Source organism: Clostridium bowmanii, from assembly GCF_018861315.1.
In the GTDB taxonomy this organism is placed as follows: Bacteria; Bacillota; Clostridia; order Clostridiales; family Clostridiaceae; genus Clostridium_AD; species Clostridium_AD bowmanii.
The window spans coordinates 1-1,495 of the sequence record NZ_JAHLDL010000096.1; the positions used below are offsets into that span (position 1 = coordinate 1).

Genomic DNA, 1,495 nt, shown 5'->3' on the forward strand with positions numbered 1-1,495 from the left:
TTTGCACTTTTTATTTGAAATGAATAATCTGAGACAACTGTTAAGTTGTTACTCAAGCTCATTACATACTTTTTAGTCTTACGACTAAAATCACTTCTTTATCTAAAGTAATTAACTGGTCTAACGAAATATTATTTCGCTATTTTACCTATTTCTCTGTTTAATTTTCAAAGACCAATTTCGTTTGCCATCATGTGACGACTTCTACTATTCTACTAGGTATCTTTTATTTTGTCAACACTTTTATATTTTAATTTATAATTTTTATTTTTTAACTTATAATTTTCTATAAACAAAAACCAATACTAATGATAATATTGGTTTTTGTTTATATTTACATATTATTTATATAACATTAAAACTATAGATATAGAAATTTATTTTATTTCTATATCATATTTATTTTTTAATTCTGCTACAGAACTTATATATTTTTCGTTTTGTTTTTGATTTAAAATATTTTTCACAATCATTTGCCTAGATTCTTCTAAAGATTTAGCTTCTCCTAAACTTTTCTCATCTAATTTTATTAAATGATATCCAAATTGAGTCTTAACAGGTTCACTTATTTCACCAACTTCTAATTCAAAGGCCGCCTTTTCAAATTCAGGAACCATTCTACCTCTAGTGAAACTTCCTAAACTTCCACCTTGAGCTGATGATGGACATTTAGAGTATTTTTGAGCTGCTTCTTCAAAAGACAATCCATTAGTTATTTCTATTTTAATTTCTTTCATTTGAACCAAGGTATCTACTAATATATGTTTAGCTGATGCACTCTCTTCACTTTTAAACATTTCACTATTATTTTCATAGTATTTTTGAATTTCTTCTTCGGTTATATCTACATCTGCCATTATATTTTTTACACCTATTTGTATTAAAAGATCTTTTTCAATAAGGTTAATTTGTTCTATATACTCTGGATCATTTTTCATATCATTATCAACGGCATAATTATATATTAATTCAAAATTTATTATTTGTTCTAAGAATTGTTTCTTACCTTCTTCTGTTTTGTAATGATCTTGTGTTTCTTTGGGAAATCTTAATAATGATCTTTCTATATCTTTTTCCATTATTTCGCTTCCATTTACTATAGCTAAAACTTTATTTTCCATAATTACTCTCCTTTAAAATTCTATATTTTGATTATTATGATAACATAAAATTGGTGAAAAAACAAAATCAATATATATATTACCTAAATAAAAATTAATTTTAGATACAATTTAATCTCACCCAAATATGTGATTTAAAAATTTCTAAAGCCTTCTTGAATTCTAAAAATAAAAAAACACTTCATACAAGAAGTGTTTTTTTGGTGGCTTACCGGGGAATCGAACCCCGGACACCATGATTAAAAGTCATGTGCTCTACCAACTGAGCTAGTAAACCATATAAACCTAGCGATGACCTACTCTCCCACAAAGTTGCCCCTGCAGTACCATTAGCGCATTGAAGCTTAACCTACCTGTTCGGTATGGGAAGGGGT

At 27.0% G+C, this 1,495-nt stretch carries 1 protein-coding gene, 1 tRNA gene and 1 rRNA gene; all 3 read right to left on the reverse strand.

Annotated features, from left to right (window positions below; genetic code table 11):
• Positions 1-377: 377 nt before the first annotated feature.
• Positions 378-1,121 carry a peptidylprolyl isomerase gene (locus tag KPL51_RS22990; protein WP_216166763.1) on the reverse strand — a complete coding sequence of 248 codons (744 nt, stop codon included), beginning with the start codon at positions 1,119-1,121 and terminating at the stop codon, positions 378-380.
• A 201-nt stretch (positions 1,122-1,322) separates the two neighbouring features.
• A tRNA-Lys gene (locus KPL51_RS22995) sits at positions 1,323-1,398 on the reverse strand.
• A 6-nt stretch (positions 1,399-1,404) separates the two neighbouring features.
• A 5S ribosomal RNA gene (rrf, locus tag KPL51_RS23000) occupies positions 1,405-1,495 on the reverse strand; the annotation flags it as partial.

What these genes read in the sequence shown, in the direction of transcription:
- KPL51_RS22990 (WP_216166763.1), bottom strand. Translation starts at nt 1,121, where the DNA reads ATGGAAAATAAAGTTTTAGCTATAGTAAATGGAAGCGAAATAATGGAA.